13 protein-coding genes are annotated in these 14615 nt (G+C 71.5%); 8 read left to right on the forward strand and 5 right to left on the reverse strand.

What is annotated here, in order from left to right; translation table 11 throughout:
- Positions 1-9: 9 nt before the first annotated feature.
- Together NUT86_RS25745 and NUT86_RS25750 are read left to right on the forward strand one after the other, a co-directional pair.
- The gene (locus NUT86_RS25745) at positions 10-528 is read left to right on the forward strand and encodes a gluconokinase (protein ID WP_018089163.1); all 519 of its coding nucleotides are present in this window, start codon (positions 10-12) and stop codon (positions 526-528) included.
- A gap of 79 nt (positions 529-607) precedes the next feature.
- The gene (locus NUT86_RS25750) at positions 608-2005 is read left to right on the forward strand and encodes a GntT/GntP/DsdX family permease (RefSeq protein ID WP_148590711.1); all 1398 of its coding nucleotides are present in this window, start codon (positions 608-610) and stop codon (positions 2003-2005) included.
- On the opposite strand, the gene NUT86_RS25755 is transcribed toward NUT86_RS25750, so the two are convergent.
- Positions 2000-3037 carry a DMT family transporter gene (locus NUT86_RS25755; protein WP_274737788.1) on the reverse strand — a complete coding sequence of 346 codons (1038 nt, stop codon included), beginning with the start codon at positions 3035-3037 and terminating at the stop codon, positions 2000-2002. The two genes, NUT86_RS25750 and NUT86_RS25755, sit on opposite strands and share 6 nt — an antisense overlap.
- Before the next feature lie 77 nt (positions 3038-3114).
- Between NUT86_RS25755 and NUT86_RS25760 the strand changes: the two genes are divergently transcribed.
- On the forward strand, positions 3115-3714 hold the full coding sequence (locus NUT86_RS25760; RefSeq protein ID WP_274737789.1) for a TetR/AcrR family transcriptional regulator: 600 nt from the start codon (positions 3115-3117) through the stop codon (positions 3712-3714).
- A 34-nt stretch (positions 3715-3748) separates the two neighbouring features.
- Here NUT86_RS25760 and NUT86_RS25765 read toward each other — a convergent pair whose 3' ends face one another.
- Positions 3749-5314, reverse strand: coding sequence for an FAD-dependent monooxygenase (locus tag NUT86_RS25765; protein WP_274737790.1), 1566 nt, complete (start codon positions 5312-5314; stop codon positions 3749-3751).
- Between the two features lie 38 nt (positions 5315-5352).
- Here NUT86_RS25765 and NUT86_RS25770 point away from each other — a divergent pair, with 38 nt between their 5' ends.
- Complete coding sequence (locus NUT86_RS25770) at positions 5353-6045, forward strand: TetR/AcrR family transcriptional regulator C-terminal domain-containing protein (protein WP_274737791.1); 693 nt, start codon at positions 5353-5355, stop codon at positions 6043-6045.
- Between the two features lie 12 nt (positions 6046-6057).
- Here NUT86_RS25770 and NUT86_RS25775 read toward each other — a convergent pair whose 3' ends face one another.
- From NUT86_RS25775 to NUT86_RS25785, 3 genes are read right to left on the reverse strand one after another with little or no spacing between them, the layout of a single operon-like run.
- Positions 6058-7212 carry an acyltransferase family protein gene (locus NUT86_RS25775; protein ID WP_159486519.1) on the reverse strand — a complete coding sequence of 385 codons (1155 nt, stop codon included), beginning with the start codon at positions 7210-7212 and terminating at the stop codon, positions 6058-6060.
- Complete coding sequence (locus NUT86_RS25780; protein WP_274737793.1) at positions 7209-8564, reverse strand: alpha-2,8-polysialyltransferase family protein; 1356 nt, start codon at positions 8562-8564, stop codon at positions 7209-7211. The genes NUT86_RS25775 and NUT86_RS25780 overlap by 4 nt, the downstream gene beginning before the upstream one ends.
- Positions 8564-9541, reverse strand: a complete 978-nt coding sequence (locus tag NUT86_RS25785) for a glycosyltransferase family 2 protein (protein WP_018089171.1) — start codon at positions 9539-9541, stop codon at positions 8564-8566. Before NUT86_RS25785 ends, NUT86_RS25780 begins: the two co-directional genes overlap by 1 nt.
- 187 nt (positions 9542-9728) lie before the next feature.
- On the opposite strand from NUT86_RS25785, the gene NUT86_RS25790 reads away from it, so the two are divergent.
- From NUT86_RS25790 to NUT86_RS25805, 4 genes are read left to right on the forward strand one after another with little or no spacing between them, the layout of a single operon-like run.
- Positions 9729-11069 (forward strand): DUF6716 putative glycosyltransferase, encoded by a 1341-nt coding sequence (locus tag NUT86_RS25790; RefSeq protein ID WP_338149743.1) that lies wholly within the window; start codon positions 9729-9731, stop codon positions 11067-11069.
- A 32-nt stretch (positions 11070-11101) separates the two neighbouring features.
- Positions 11102-12325 carry an acylneuraminate cytidylyltransferase gene (locus tag NUT86_RS25795; RefSeq protein WP_148590719.1) on the forward strand — a complete coding sequence of 408 codons (1224 nt, stop codon included), beginning with the start codon at positions 11102-11104 and terminating at the stop codon, positions 12323-12325.
- A 55-nt stretch (positions 12326-12380) separates the two neighbouring features.
- Complete coding sequence (locus NUT86_RS25800; RefSeq protein WP_093637278.1) at positions 12381-13307, forward strand: N-acetylneuraminate synthase family protein; 927 nt, start codon at positions 12381-12383, stop codon at positions 13305-13307.
- A 29-nt stretch (positions 13308-13336) separates the two neighbouring features.
- Positions 13337-14548, forward strand: coding sequence for a hypothetical protein (locus NUT86_RS25805; protein ID WP_371874831.1), 1212 nt, complete (start codon positions 13337-13339; stop codon positions 14546-14548).
- Positions 14549-14615 lie beyond the last annotated feature (67 nt).

The raw sequence follows: 14615 nt of genomic DNA on the forward strand, positions 1-14615 counted from the left end.
TACCACGGGATGAGCACCCCCGACGTGATCGTCGTGATGGGCGTGGCCGGCACCGGCAAGACCACGATCGGCCCGTTGGTGGCCGGCGCGCTGGGCGTCCCGTACGCCGAGGGTGACGACTTCCATCCGCCGGCCAACATCGCCAAGATGTCGGCGGGCATCCCGCTGAACGACGACGACCGGGGCCCCTGGCTGGATGCCATAGGAGCCTGGGCGCGCGAGCGGGCCGGGCGCGGCGGGGTCGTCAGCAGCTCCGCGCTCAAGCGCGCCTATCGCGACCGGCTGCGTGCCGTCGCCCCCGGCATCGTCCTGCTGCACCTCACCGGTGAGCGCGCGCTGATCGAGGAGCGGATGGCCGAGCGCAAGGGCCACTTCATGCCGACCGCGCTGCTGGACTCCCAGTTCGCCACGCTCGAACCGCCCGGGGCCGATGAGGCCGGTGTCACCGTCGACGTGGCCGGCACCCCGGAGGAGATCGCCGAGCGGGCGGTGGCCGCACTGCACGCGAGGGACGCGGCGGACGGTTAGGACGCCCCCCTCACCACCCGAACTCCCCCCACAGGTAACGCAGCACCCCTTCCCCCTCCGTCCAACCAAGGGAATCGCCGTGACACATCTCAGCGTCGAGATGCTCGCAGCGGACGCGGCCGAGCCGATCACCACGGCCGGTCACGCGCAGCTGGGCATCGCCGTCCTGGCCGGCATAGCCGTCATCGTCCTGCTCATCACCAAGTTCAAGCTGCATGCCTTCCTGGCGCTGATCATCGGCTCGCTGGTGCTCGGCGCGGTGGCCGGCGCACCGCTCGACAAGACCATCACCAGCTTCTCGGCGGGCCTGGGTACGACGGTCGCGGGCACCGGTGTACTGATCGCGCTCGGTGCCGTCCTCGGGCGGCTGCTGGCCGACTCCGGAGGCGCGGACCAGATCGTCGACACGATCCTGGCGAAGGCGAGCCGGAAGGCGATGCCCTGGGCGATGGTGCTGATCGCTGGGATCGTCGGGCTGCCGATCTTCTTCGAGGTCGGCATCGTGCTGCTGATCCCGGTGGTGCTGCTGGTCGCCAAGCGCGGCAACTTCTCGCTGATGCGCATCGGCATCCCGGCGCTGGCCGGACTGTCCGTCATGCACGGGCTGATACCCCCGCACCCGGGGCCGCTCGTGGCGATCGACGCGGTCGGCGCGAACCTCGGGGTCACGCTCGCGCTCGGGGTGGTCGTCGCCATCCCGACCATGATCATCGCCGGTCCGGTCTTCTCCCGTTACGCGGCTCGCTGGGTCGACATCCAGCCGCCGGAGAATCTGGTGCCCGAGCGCACCTCCGACGACCTGGAGAAGCGGCCCGGCTTCGGGATCACCGTGGCCACCGTGCTGCTGCCGGTGGTGATGATGCTGGCCAAGGCGCTGGTGGACATCGTCGTCGACAATCCGGAGCACACCGTCCAGAGGGTCTTCGACGTGGTCGGCTCGCCGCTGATCGCGCTGCTCACCGCCGTCCTCGTCGCGATGTTCACGCTCGGGCGGGCGGCCGGTTTCACCCGGGGTCGGATCGCCGCCACCGTCGAGAAGTCGCTCGGCCCGATCGCCGGGGTGCTGCTGATCGTCGGCGCGGGCGGCGGCTTCAAGCAGACGCTGGTGGACGCCGGCGTCGGCCAGATGATCCTGGACATCTCCAAGGGCTGGAACATCTCCACGCTGCTGCTGGCCTGGCTGATCGCGGTCACCATCCGGCTCGCGACCGGCTCCGCGACCGTTGCCACCATCTCCGCCGCCGGACTGGTCGCCCCGCTCGCCGCCGAGATGAGCACCCCTCATGCCGCGCTGCTGGTACTGGCCATCGGCTCCGGCTCACTGTTCTTCAGCCATGTCAACGACGCCGGGTTCTGGCTGGTCAAGGAGTACTTCGGGATGAACGTCGGCCAGACGCTGAAGACCTGGTCGGTGATGGAGACGCTGATCTCGGTGGTCGGGATCGTCTGTGTGCTGCTGCTGTCGCTGGTTCTATAGGGGGCGTCTTCCTCTAAGGCCGGTCCGTCGGACCGCTGTTCTTTCCGGGCGGGTCACCGTCCCGGGCGCCTCACCCCCCTCAGGCGCCTGTCCTCGGCACGAGGCCGTACGAGCGGATTCCCCGCTGGTACGGCCTCGTGCGCGCCCGGGCGGGTTCTCACCAGGGGGTGTTGCCCCGCGGCGTACCAGGACGACCGCGGCGAGGCCGACCGCCAGTCCGGCGGCGGTCTGCGGGCCGAACGGTTCGCCGAACATGGCGGCTCCCCACAGCGCCGTGACCGGTGCCATCAGGAACATCAGGGTGTTCACCTCGGTGACGCCGGAGCGCCGGAGGATCAGCCAGTACAGCCCGTACCCGCCGAAGGTGGACAGCGTCACGAGCCAGCAGACCGCGGCCCAGAACGAGAGCGAGGGGGGCGGCAGTACGGAGCCGGTGGCGGCGGCGAGGGTGGTGAAGAGGACGGCGCTGGTGGTGCAGTGGAGGGTCATCGACACCGACGGTGCGACCCGGGTGCGCGAGCGGCCTTCCAGGAACGTGGCCGCCACCAGCGAGGACATACCGAGGAACGGGACGAGGTACGCCCACCGGCTCACGCCCGCGGCGGCCGTCGCATCGGCCGTGGTGACCAGCGCGACGCCGCCCACGCCCAGACACAGTCCGAGCCACTGCCGGCGGGAGACGTACTGGTGCAGCAAGGGTCCGGCGAGCGCCCCGGCCACCAGGGGCTGGGTGCCGTCGATCAGGGCCGTGGTGCCGCTGGAGACCCCGAGCTGGATCGCGTAGTAGACGGTGAAGAGATAGCCGCTCTGTGACAGGGCGCCGATGGCGGCCTGCCGGGCGACCGTCCGTGCCGTCAGGCCCCGCCACGAGGCGCGGGCGGCGGTCGCCGCCACCAGGACGAGGACGGCGGTGAGCGGCAGGAACCGCCACATCAGGAGCGTGGCCGCGGGCGCGCTGCCCGCGCCGAGCTTGGCGCCGATGAAGCCGGAGCTCCAGCAGAGCACAAAGGCGGCTGAGAGCAGGAGGCGCATACCGTCCGTCCCCCTTCAGCAAGTAGACCGATCTGTATACCTCTCCTTTTACTATACAGATCGGTATACTTTTTGCCATGAGTGCTGCGCAGACGCCGCGACGGATCACCATGACGCCTGCCGCGCGACGCGCCCTGGCGGCCGCCGAGCGGCTGTTCTACGAGCGCGGCATCCATGCCGTCGGGGTGGATCTGATCGCGGCCGAGGCCGGGGTGACCAAGAAGACCCTCTACGACCGGTTCGGCTCCAAGGAGCAGATCGTCGTGGAGTACCTCGCGGACCGCGACGAACGGTGGCGGGCCTTTCTCGCGCCGTACCTCGATGCCGCACGGCCGTCGCCCGTGGCAGGGGTCCTGGCGGTGTTCGACGCCGCACGCGACTGGTCGGCACAGCACAGCGCCAAGGGGTGCAGCATGGTCAACGCCCATGCCGAGATCAGCGATCCGTCCCACCCCGCGTACGCGATCATCACCGCGCAGAAGGAGTGGATGCTCGCGCTGTTCACCGGTCTCGTCCGGGACGCCGCCCCCGACCGGGCCGGCCGGCTGGGCCGGTCGCTGATGCTCCTTCATGAAGGGGCCCTGGTCGCGCATGGCCTGGGCATCTTCCCCGACCCGCTCGGTCAGGCCCGCGACGAGGCACGGGCGCTGCTCGCCGCCGCGGGGGTGGTCTCCTGAGGGCGGGCCGGTCCGCCGGGCCGGCCCGCGGTGTTCACCGGACCGCCTGCGCCGTGCCCGCGCCGAGGTACGTCCCGAGGGCCGCGGTCACCCGGGCCGTGGCGTCCTCGGCCGGTGCGGCGAGGGCGAGATAGCCGTCGGGGCGGATGAGGAGGACGGCGGGGCCGCTGCCGTAGGCGTCGCGGACATGGCCGTCGGTGTCGAGCAGATCGGGGGACGGGCCGCCGACGCGGACGACGCGCAGCAGCGCGGGATCGGCCGGCAGCGCGGTGTCGTCGAGGTCGGTCGCACCGAGCGTGAGCAGGGTGAAGTGCGGGCCCCGGAAGGCGTCGAAGAGCCGGGTGGGCCGGCCGTCGGCCGTGGTGCACGGGGCGTCGGGGGCCCGGTCGCCCGCGGCGGGCACGCCCTCGGCGAGGTCCGTGCGCAGCTCCTGGGTCAGCGGGCTGTCGGGGTAGCCGATGTCGAGCTGGTGCAGGTCCCGGCCGCGGCGCAGGGAACCGGAGCGGTGCAGCCGGGTGCTGGTGTCGAGGATGCGTGCGGCGATCGGCCGGCGCTCGGTCTCGTAGCTGTCGAGCAGGGTGTCGGGGGCGCCGTGCCGCAGTACCTGGCCGAGCTTCCAGCCGAGGTTGTAGGCGTCCTGGACGCTGGTGTTCAGGCCCTGGCCGCCCGCCGGGGAGTGGATGTGCGCGGCATCGCCGGCCAGGAAGACCCGGCCGGCGCGGAAGGCGTCGGCCATGCCCGCCTTGGGGCGGTAGAGGGAGGACCACAGGACCTCGCGGATCTGCTCGGCGGCGAGGTGGGTGTGGGCCGCGAGCAGGGCGCGGACCGCCTCGGGTGAGGTGTCCGTCGCTCCGCCGGCGACGATGAAGGTCTGGAAGTGGTCGGTACCGGCGAGGGGGAGGAGGGCGACGAACCCGCCGCCCTGCAGGTTCCAGCGGTGCCAGTGGTCCCGGTCCAGGCCGTCCACCCGGACATCGGCGAGCACCGCGGCGCCCGCCGGCAGCGACGGGCCGCTCATCCCGATGCCCAGCGCCCGGCGGACGGTGCTGCGCCCGCCGTCGGCGGCGACCAGATAGGCGGCGCGCACGCTGCGCTCCACCCCGTCGGCGCCGCGCAGACGGGCCGTCACCCCGTCGGAGTCCTGGGTGAATGCGGTGAGTTCGGTGCCGAGGAGCACTCTGCCGCCGAGCTCCTGGAGGCGCGCGGACAGCAGCTCCTGGTTGCGGAACTGCGGCACCATCAGGGCGTTCGAGTAGGGCATGGCGGGTGTCGGGTCGACCCGCTCGATCATCTCGCTGATCTCGGCGATCCGGCCGTTCTCCCAGCGGGCCGTCTTCGGGTAGAGCCCGCCGGCCGCCTGTATGGCCGCCAGCACGCCGAGGTCGTCGTAGACCTCCTGGGTGCGCGGCTGCAGACCGGTGCCGCGGGCGCCGCGCGAGAGGCGGTCCTGCCGTTCGACGAGCAGTGCGCGCACCCCGCGCCGGGCGAGGTCGATGCCGAGGGCGAGGCCGGTCGGGCCGGCGCCGGCGATCAGTACGTCGACGGTGGTGGGGAGATCGTCCGTCACGCCGACTGCGTCCTTAACGTTGTTAAGTTCCATGTTTCCGAGGATGGCTTTAACGGTGTTAAGTTGTCAACATGGTTTCGCGCATCGACCGGAAACAGGTCGTCGACACCGCTCTGCGGCTGCTGAACGAGGTCGGCCTCGACGGGCTCACCCTGCGGCGCATCGCCAAGGAGCTGAACGTCCAGGCACCCGCGCTCTACTGGCATTTCAAGAACAAGCAGGAACTGCTGGACGAGATGGCCACCGAGATCTTCCGGCGGATGGCCGCGTCGCTGGAGTGGGAAGGGGCCGAGGAGGCCGGACAGGGGCACTCCTGGCAGGAGACCCTCGTCGTCGCCTGCCGGGGGCTGCGCCGCGAGCTGCTCGGCTACCGCGACGGCGGCAAGGTCTTCAGCGGTACCCGGATGACCGACGACAGCTACGCCGGGCCGCTGGACGGCCTGCTCCGCAGCCTCACGGACGTGGGCTTCACCCTGCGCGAGGCGGCCCAGGCGTGGTGGACCGCCTACAACTACACCGTCGGCCTGGTGATCGAGGAGCAGTCGGTCTACCCGGACCCCGGTGAGCCGGAGCACCGCGACCCCACGACCCGCGATCCGGCCTACGACGTGGAAACCCGCGCCGAGAAGATCGGCGCGGGTTATCCGCTCGCGGCGCTGGCCGGCGAGGAGATGTTCGGCGACCTCGACCGGAGCTTCGAGGCCGGACTGCGCATCATCGTCGCCGGGATCGAGGTGACGGCCGGTCCGGGGCGGCGGAGCTGAACCGGCGGCCGGTCACCGACGTGGGTCGATGGACCGTTTCAAAACGGGCGTGAGCGGGCGCTCTATGAAGCGGTGCAGCACCCAGGCGAGCAGCAGCATCAGGCCCACGGTCAGCAGCAGCGTCGCGTACGAGGGCAGCCCGACGCCGTGGTGCAGCGCCCGCACCACGACCCAGCCCAGGTGCTCGTGCACGAGGTAGAAGGGGTAGGTCAGCGCACCGGCGACGGTCAGCCAGCGCCAGTTCGCCCACCGCAGTTTGCCCAGTGCCACGGCCGCGACGAGCGCGAAGCCGAGGGTGACGACGGCGATGATGCCGGCCGACGAGCGGTAGGAGAAACCGTCGGCCGACGGTGCGTGCCACAGCCTGGCGATCGCGTAATGCTGGCCGATCAGCCAGCTGACCAGCACTATCGCCCAGGCGATCGGATCGCGGGCGCCATAGCGGTGCAGCAGATACAGACCGATGCCGCCGATGAAGTACGGGGCGTACTCGGGCATCAGGACGGTGTCGAGGAGGGGCTCGTGGGCGGCCTGCGCGAGTGCGGCGGCCAGCGTCCAGCCCGCGCAGAAGAGCACCACGCGGCCGCGGGTGGCGCCGGGCAGGACGACACAGAGCGCGAAGAGCGCGTAGAAGCGCATCTCCGCCCAGAGCGTCCAGCACACCCCCAGCACCCGGTCCACGCCCAACGGCTGCTGCAGCATGGTCAGATTGGTCAGTACGTCGCTCGGCGACAGCGCCTTGTAGGTGACCCAGGGGAGCGCGAAGACCGCGGTGACCAGGAGGATCGCGACCCAGTACGCCGGAAAGAGGCGGGAGACCCGTGAGGCGATGAAGGCCCGCAGGGTCCGCCCCCAGCCGCTGAGGCAGATCACAAAGCCGCTGATCACGAAGAAGATCTGGACGCCCAGACAGCCATAGGCGAACAGCGGTGCCGCGGTGGGGAATTGCCCGGCCGGTGAACCGCCCCAGGCCTGCGCTATCTCGCCGTCGCGCCCCCCGTAGTGGTACGCGGCGACCATCAGGGCGGCGAGCAGCCGCAGCCCGTCGAGAGCGCGCAGCCGCGAGGCACCGGCGCGGCTGCGCCCCCGTATGGCGGGCTGCGGTGCGGGGGTGACGAGATCCGGCGCGGCGGGCGGCGCGCCGGTCGTCAGCTGAGTGGTGGTCATCCGAACGCGGCCCGCTTCTTCAGCCGCCGCTGCACCGCACGCGCCCGGCGCGCGACCCTGCGGACGGTGGCATTGCGCGGAATGAACGACAGCTGCGACGGGATCGCCCCGGGCAGCGCCAGCGCGGTCAGCCGGCGGCGCTTGAAGTAGCGCCGGGTGTACGGGTCGAGGTGGGCCGCGAGATAGCGCTCGGCGGACGGCCGCAGCTGCGGATAGATCTGGTGCTGCATCGCATAGCCGACCGCGCTGACCAGGCCCTCGACGCTCTCGGCGGTGACATGGGCCCGTGGGCGCTCGCTGAGGTCACCCAGGTCCGGCACCAGCGCGTCCACGATCGTGACCGGCATCCGGTTGCTGTTCTGATACGGCGTCAGCCGCTCCAGCAGCAGCCCGGTGCCGGTCCGCGCCGTCGGCAGCCCGTAGAAGGTGTCGGCCGTCAGCAGCGCGGTGGAGAAGCAGCCGACGACCAGCGCGGGCCGCATCCGCTGGTAGAGCACCTCGGCCAGCACCGGGCTGTCCAGCACGGTCAGCGCGATGTCCAGCTTCTCGGCCTCCCGCTCCAGCAGCCGCGACCAGCGGGCCGGCGCGGACGGATGCGGTTTGAAGACGATCTCGCGGTGGCCGCGCTCGACGGCGCCGCGCACCATCCGCACATGCAGCTCCTCTTCCTCCTCGGGAGTGAGGATGCCCAGCGCGGAGAGGTACTGGCCGAGCAGCAGCGCCGCCCCTTCCGGGACCTCCAACGTGCCACTGGCGTCCGAGAGTTCGGACAGCACTTTGGTGAAGGCGTCGGTCGGCACGGTCAGCGGCTCGACGTCGAACTCGGTGAGCAGCAGCGGCGTCAGGCCCGGCACCAGGTCCAGATGCAGCAGCCGGTTGATCCGGGTGCCGATCAGCGGATCGAGCTTATTGCGGGTGGGGCCGTAGCTCATCAGGCCGTCGGCGTAGACGTCGATCGGCGCGTCGGGGAACAGCTGGGCGAGCGCCAGCGCCGGGTTGACCTGGATGGACTCCACGATCAGCTCGACGTGGTCGTCACCCAGGCCCCACAGCAGGCGCAGATGCCGCTCCCACAGCGGGACGTCGTCCGGGCGCGGCGACCAGCCGCCGGGGTGGAACGGGCTGATCGTCTCGTTCCACGACAGCACCCGGTCGAAGCGGCCGCGCAGCCGCCCGAAGCCCGGCATGGTGTCCAGCGACGCGGCGGTCTCCGGGTTCGTCGCGTTGTTGCTGAGCAGCAGCAGCCGGCGGTCGGCCGGGGCGAAGCAGTCGGCGTCCAGCGCCGCGGCGAGGGTCGCCGCGCCGTAGAGGGTGGACGCCATGAAGATCTGGGTACGCGGTCGGGTGGACATCAGGCGGCGACCTCCGCCGGGACGGGGCGACGGCGCAGCCGCCGCAGCCGGGACGCGCGCTGCACATCCATCGAATCCAGGGCTTCCTTCAGTACGTCCTGCGGCATACGTTTCATGGCCGCGGCACTCATCGTTCGCAATTTACGGGCGACCTGCGGTTCGAACCGTTCGATCGAACCGAGGTGGTGAGAAATGATCGCGCAATAAGTGCGCACCGCCTTTGGCAGCAGAAGATCCGCAGCGCGGTCCTGCGCCGTTTCTTCGATCACCTGATCGAAGGCGCGAATGAAGTCCAATTGCCGCACATCACCGATCTGGGTCAGGGAAGATGCCACGCCCCGCCGGTAGAAAACACCGAGCAGTCCGACCACCGCCATGGACTTTGCCTCGCGGTGCAGCCGCCAGATCCACGGCCGGTCCTCCGCGGTGCGCAGTCCGTCCTTGAAATGCAGTACCCCGTCGTCCAGCAGCCGGCGGTGGTACATCCCGGCCCAGGCGAACGCGTAGTCGACGGACGTGGAGCGGTCGGCGGGCAGGATCACCTCGCGCGGGTCCATCACCACCCCGCGCCGGCCGTGCGGGACCCGGTGGACGCTGCGCGCGCGGGCGGTGCACTGGACATGGTCGGTACGGACGAAGTCGCACCCCAACTCCTCGATCATGGAGAGGAGTTGGGGGTAATAGCCGGGAGCGAGCCAGTCGTCGCCGTCCAGGAAGGTGACGTACTCGCCGCGGGCCTCGTCCAGACCGGTGTTGCGGGCGGTGGCCAGGCCGCCGTTCTGGCTGTGCCGCAGCAGTCTGGCGCCCGGCAGCTCGCGCTCGGCACGCGCGAGAATCTCCGGGGTCTCGTCGCGCGAACAGTCGTCGACGAGCAGGAATTCAAAGTCCTCGCGGGCATTGGCCGCCAGGCTTTTCAGGGTGTCGGGCGCGTATGTCTGCACGTTGTAGAACGGCACGATGACGGAGAGCTTAACCACCCTGGTGACGTTAGGGGCGCAGACGGCATTCGTCTTTACCGGGTGCGGACCTCAAGGTGAACGAAGAATGGCGGGATGGTTAACCAGGCCGACTATCGGGCCGGTTCGCCATTCGTCGACCCGCTGTTAACCCTTTGTTGCGGCCCAGTTGGCCCGTCCAACGGAATGCCTTCCTAGCGTCTTGGACGTGCCATCACGTACCAACTCTTCGCCGCGGGTCGCCGTACTCGCCGACTCGGATACCCGGTGGAAATGGGGCGCTTTGACAGCGTACCGAATCCAACCGGACATCCGGCTCGACGGCTACCTTCTCCGCGGCCGCGCCACTCCCACGGTCCGCCAGCTCGACGAGGTCGGCGCCCGTGCGGACTCGCTGCGCGAAATCAGGGGCGTCGCCTTCTTGGAGCAGATGAAGGACAGCGTCCGGTCCATCGACCGTACGCGCTACGACGTCGTCGTGCTGGCCTGTGTCGGCGGAGCGGTGCAGGCGATGCTGCACGGCCTCGCCCGCGCCTGGCGAGGCGCCGACGCCCGCCCCGTCGTCGTCACCGGCTATGTCGGGGTCGTCTACGAGAAGCTCGCCGACGGGCTGCTGCTGCGGCACGGCGCGGACGTCGTCCTCGCCAACTCCCGCCACGACGCGGACCGTTTCCGCGCGGTGTACCGAGGGGTCGGCGCCGACGACAGCAGCGTCGTCGAATGCGCCCTGCCGTTCCTCGGCGGCGCGCCCTACACCGGCGCGCACACCCCCTACACCGTGGTGTTCGCCGCCCAGCCCTCCGTCCCGGAGAGCCGCGCCGACCGCACCTACCTGCTGCGCCGGGCGGTCGAGCACGCCCGCCGCCACCCGGACCGGGAGGTGCTGATCAAGCTCCGCAGCAAGCCGGGCGAGCACACCACCCACATCGAGGAACTGCCCTACCAGAAGCTCGCCGCCAAGGCGCCCGGCGGACTGCCCGCCAACTGCCGCCTGGTGTACGGCAACATGGGCGAGGTCCTGGACCGCACCGACCTGATGGTGACGGTCAGCTCGACCGCCGCCCTGGAGTCGCTGCACCGCGGCATCCCCACCGCCGTCCTCACCGACCTCGGCATCCGCGAGGTCCTCGGCAACCACCACTTCCTCGGCTCCGGCTGCCTGGCCTCCTGGGACGAGCTGGACGCCGGTCACCGCCCGGAGCCGGACCCGGAGTGGCTCGCCCGCCAGGGCGTCGCCGCCGACGGTGATTACGAGCAGGCCTTCGACGTGGCCCGCGCCCGGGTCACCGCGCTGCGCACCGCCGACCGGCTGCCGCCGCTCACCCCCTACTACACGGCCCGCACGGCCCCCGGCTACCTCCCCGGCATCCTCGCCCGGCACGGCCTGGACCCGCAGGGTGAGCCGGTCGCCGGCCACGCGGACGCCCCCGAGGAGACCGGCGGACTGCGCCGGGTCGCCCGCGAGACGGTCCGCGAGGCCGCCCGCGGCGCCTACCGCCACGGCGTCCAGCGCGTCGCCCCCGCCATCCGCCGCTGGGGGCAGCTGTGACCACCCCGGCCAGCTCCCGGAAGGAGCCCGACATGCCGCCGAACCCGCAGAGCAGCCCGCCCACCGTGGTTGCCGTCATCCCCGCCCGCGGCGGATCCAAGGGCGTGCCCGCCAAGAACCTCGCCGCCGTCGGGGGAGTGCCCCTGGTGGCCCGCGCGGTCCGCGAATGCCGTGCCGCCCGCCTGGTCACCGATGTCGTGGTGTCCACCGACGACGCCGGGATCGCGGCCGCGGCCCGCGGCGCCGGAGCGGTCGTCATACGGCGCCCCGGCGACATCGCGGGCGACACCGCCACCAGCGAGGCCGCCGTCCTGCACGCCATGGACGCCTACGAGGCCGAGCAGGGCGCCCGGGTCGACGCGGTGCTGCTGGTCCAGTGCACCAGCCCCTTCATCGCCCGCGAGGACATCGACGGGGTCGCCGCCGCGGTCGTCGAGGGCGGCGCCGACAGCGCGCTGACCGTGGCACCGTTCCACGGCTTCGTCTGGCGCGACGCCGAGCCGGAGGTCGGCGGGGGTACCGCGGCCGACGGCGGCCACGGCGTCAACCACGACAAGTCCTTCCGGCCGCGCCGCCAGGACCGCCCCCAGGACCTGCTGGAGACCGGCGCCGCCTACGCCATGGACGCGGCCGGCTTCCGCACCAGCGGCCACCGGTTCTTCGGGCGCACCGAACTCGTGCGCACCGACCCGGCCCGGGTGCTGGAGATCGACGATCCGCACGACCTGGCCCGCGCCCGTGCGCTGGCCCCGCTGCTGGACGCGCCGCGGCCCGGCGCCCTGCCCACCATGGACGACATCGACGCCGTCGTCCTCGACTTCGACGGCACCCAGACCGACGACCGGGTGCTGATCGACGCCGACGGACGGGAGATCGTCGCGGTCCACCGCGGCGACGGCCTCGGCATCGCCGCCCTGCGCAGGGCGGAGCTGAAGCTGCTGATCCTGTCCTCGGAGACCAACCCGGTCGTCGCCGCACGGGCCCGCAAGCTGCAGGTGCCCGTCCTGCACGGCATCGACCGCAAGGACCTCGCCCTCAAGCAGTGGTGCGAGGAAGCGGGCATCGCGCCCGAGCGCGTGCTCTACGTCGGCAACGACGTCAACGACCTCCCGTGCTTCGACCTCGTCGGCTGGCCCGTGGCGGTCGCCGGGGCGCACGACGTGGTGCGCGGCGCGGCCCGCGCGCTCACCGCGACGCCTGGAGGCAGCGGCGCGATCCGAGAGATCGCCGGCTGGCTCCTGGGCCCGTCCCTGTAACCCACCCAGACCCCACCCCCACACACCCCCGTATCAACGCGAAGGAACCCTCCCCATGAGCAGCAACTCCCGCCTCCGCACCCTCGGCTCCCGCGAGGCCGGCCCCGGCCGCCCCGTCTACGTCACCGGCGAGATCGGCATCAACCACAACGGCGACCTGGAGAACGCGTTCGCGCTGATCGATGCCGCCGCCGACGCCGGCTGTGACGCGGTGAAGTTCCAGAAGCGGACCCCGGAGATCTGCACCCCGCGCGACCAGTGGGACATCGAGCGCGACACCCCCTGGGGCCGGATGACCTACATCGACTACCGCCACCGTGTGGAGTTCGACGAGGACGGCTACCGCGCCATCGACGAGTACTGCAAGAAGCGCGGCATCGCCTGGTTCGCCTCCCCGTGGGACGTCGAGTCCGTCGCCTTCCTGGAGAAGTTCGACGTGCCCTGCTACAAGGTCGCCTCCGCCTCGCTCACCGACGACGACCTGCTGCGCGCCATGCGCGCCACCGGCCGCACCGTCATCCTCTCCACGGGCATGTCCACCCCCAAGCAGATCCGGCACGCCGTCGAGGTCCTGGGCAGCGAGAACATCCTGCTCTGCCACGCCACGAGCACCTACCCGGCCAAGGCCGAGGAGCTCAACCTGCGGATGATCAACACCCTGCAGGACGAGTACCCGAACGTCCCGATCGGCTACAGCGGCCACGAGACCGGTCTGCAGACCACCCTCGCCGCGGTCGCCCTCGGCGCGACCTTCGTCGAGCGCCACATCACCCTCGACCGCGCCATGTGGGGCTCCGACCAGGCCGCCTCCGTCGAGCCCGGCGGACTGTCCCGCCTGGTCCGCGACATCCGCACCATCGAGGAGTCCCTCGGTGACGGCGTCAAGAAGGTCTACGAGAGCGAGCTCGGCCCGATGAAGAAGCTGCGCCGCGTCACCGGCGTGGTGGCCGAGGCCGAGGCCGCCGAGCCGGCCGCCGTCTGACGGCCGCGGCCGACGAACCGACGGGAGCCATGGTGAGCTCACCTGAAGGGACCCGCGCCGTGCCCGGCACGCCCGGCGCCGAGGTTCCGCCCCCGGAGACGACGGGTTCTCCCGCCCGTGGTCTCCGGGGGGTGCCCCGGCAGCGCCACCGGACCGCACGCTCCGGTGCGCCGCGTGCGGCAGCCCGGGACACCGGCACCCTCGCGTTCGTCGAGAGCCCGGTGCAGCTGCTGAACGCCCTGGAATGGGCGCACACGGCCCAGGCCACCGAGCTCACCGTCGTCGTGCTCTCCCCGCACGACCCGATGACCCGCGGCCAGCTGCGGCGGATGGCCGAACTCGCCCGCGACGAAGGCCATACGGTGCGCTGGGAGGAGGCCCGCGGTGGTCCGACCGCGCCGATGCGCACCATCGGCGGCCTCACCCCGCTGCTGCGCCGCGCCCGCCGCGTGGTCATCGGCGACCCGTTCTCCCGCTACGTCCAGCTGCTGCTCTCCCTCGCCAAGGCGCGCGAGCTGGTCGTGGTCGACGACGGCACCGCCACCATGGAGTTCATCTCCCAACTCGCCCGCGGTGAACGGCTGGTGCGCTGGCACCGCAACGGCAGCGGACGCGGCCCGCGGGACCTGGTCTTCGCGCCGTTCTCGGCCACCGCCCGGCGCCGGCTCACCCCGGCGCCCGAGGGCGGCCGGCGCACCGTCGGCCTGTTCAGCTCGATGCCCGTCGAGGCACCGCCGGGCGTCGAGGTCACCACCAACGAGTTCGCCTGGACCCGCGGCCGCTTCGGCCCGCCCCGGCTCACCCGCGCCGCCGATATCGTCGGCACCTCGCTGGTGGAGACCGGAGTCGTCGACGCCGACCGCTACCTGGCCGCGGTCCGCACCCTGGCCCGTACGCACGGCGCCACCCGCTACTTCGCGCACCGCAAGGAGAGCACCGAAAAGCTGCACCGCCTCGTGGCCGAGACCGGCCTGGAGGTCGTACGGCCCGATCTGCCGCTCGAACTGATCGCCCGCCGCGGCCCCATCGGACGGCTGATCGTCAGCTTCCCCTCCACCGTGGTGCACACCCTGCCGCTGGCGCTGCTGGGTACGGAGGTCAAGGTCGCGGTCTGTGACATCGATCCGGAGTGGCTGACGGCCAACGCCTCACCGCGGGCCCAGGGTTTCCTCGACGGGGTCACCGGCACCGCCCGCGACGTGCAGCGACTGCCGTTCACCCAGCGGATGGCCGCCGGCTGAAGGCGCGCGGGAAGCCTTACTGCATACCCGTCGCATAAACCGTCCATGCGCCGAGCGGCCTAGATTT

Origin of the sequence: Streptomyces sp. G7(2002) (genome assembly GCF_028870195.1) — a bacterium.
Taxonomy (GTDB): Bacteria; Actinomycetota; Actinomycetes; order Streptomycetales; family Streptomycetaceae; genus Streptomyces; species Streptomyces nigrescens.

What these genes read in the sequence shown, in the direction of transcription:
- NUT86_RS25800 (WP_093637278.1), top strand. Translation starts at nt 12,381, where the DNA reads ATGAGCAGCAACTCCCGCCTCCGCACCCTCGGCTCCCGCGAGGCCGGC.
- NUT86_RS25805 (WP_371874831.1), top strand. Translation starts at nt 13,337, where the DNA reads ATGGTGAGCTCACCTGAAGGGACCCGCGCCGTGCCCGGCACGCCCGGC.
- NUT86_RS25760 (WP_274737789.1), top strand. Translation starts at nt 3,115, where the DNA reads ATGAGTGCTGCGCAGACGCCGCGACGGATCACCATGACGCCTGCCGCG.
- NUT86_RS25770 (WP_274737791.1), top strand. Translation starts at nt 5,353, where the DNA reads ATGGTTTCGCGCATCGACCGGAAACAGGTCGTCGACACCGCTCTGCGG.
- NUT86_RS25775 (WP_159486519.1), bottom strand. Translation starts at nt 7,212, where the DNA reads ATGACCACCACTCAGCTGACGACCGGCGCGCCGCCCGCCGCGCCGGAT.
- NUT86_RS25765 (WP_274737790.1), bottom strand. Translation starts at nt 5,314, where the DNA reads ATGGAACTTAACAACGTTAAGGACGCAGTCGGCGTGACGGACGATCTC.
- NUT86_RS25795 (WP_148590719.1), top strand. Translation starts at nt 11,102, where the DNA reads ATGCCGCCGAACCCGCAGAGCAGCCCGCCCACCGTGGTTGCCGTCATC.
- NUT86_RS25780 (WP_274737793.1), bottom strand. Translation starts at nt 8,564, where the DNA reads ATGTCCACCCGACCGCGTACCCAGATCTTCATGGCGTCCACCCTCTAC.
- NUT86_RS25755 (WP_274737788.1), bottom strand. Translation starts at nt 3,037, where the DNA reads ATGCGCCTCCTGCTCTCAGCCGCCTTTGTGCTCTGCTGGAGCTCCGGC.
- NUT86_RS25745 (WP_018089163.1), top strand. Translation starts at nt 10, where the DNA reads ATGAGCACCCCCGACGTGATCGTCGTGATGGGCGTGGCCGGCACCGGC.